Annotated in this window: 1 protein-coding gene; it reads left to right on the plus strand. The window is 54.1% G+C overall.

Going from position 1 to position 370, the window contains the following annotated elements; genetic code table 11:
* The coding region (locus U9S71_RS20935; RefSeq protein WP_326329806.1) for a hypothetical protein at positions 1–370 on the plus strand (370 nt) is incomplete at both ends.

Genomic DNA, 370 nt, shown 5'->3' on the forward strand with positions numbered 1-370 from the left:
ATGTGCCGCTTGATGCGGAGATTAGGTGGGAAGCTGTTGATGATGTTACGGGTTACCAGATTACTATCGGTACGACGCCCGGCGGTACGGAGATAGTTGATGGCGCGGAAGTCAGCGGCATAGTTTTTAATTTGCCGGATGGCTTTGCTGAAAACACCGCCTACTACGTCACGGTGGTACCTTATAACTCCGCAGGTGAAGCTTCGGACTGTTCCGGGATCAGCTTCACGACGGAGACGCTGGTAGTGCCTCCCGGTTGCACCACGATTACCGGTCCGGTAGATGGTGCCACGGATGTGGAACTTGATGCGGAGATTACCTGGACAGCTGTTGATGATGCTACGGGTTACCGGATTACTGTCGGTACGAC

Source organism: Parapedobacter flavus, from assembly GCF_035818675.1.
Lineage (GTDB): Bacteria > Bacteroidota > Bacteroidia > Sphingobacteriales > Sphingobacteriaceae > Parapedobacter > Parapedobacter flavus.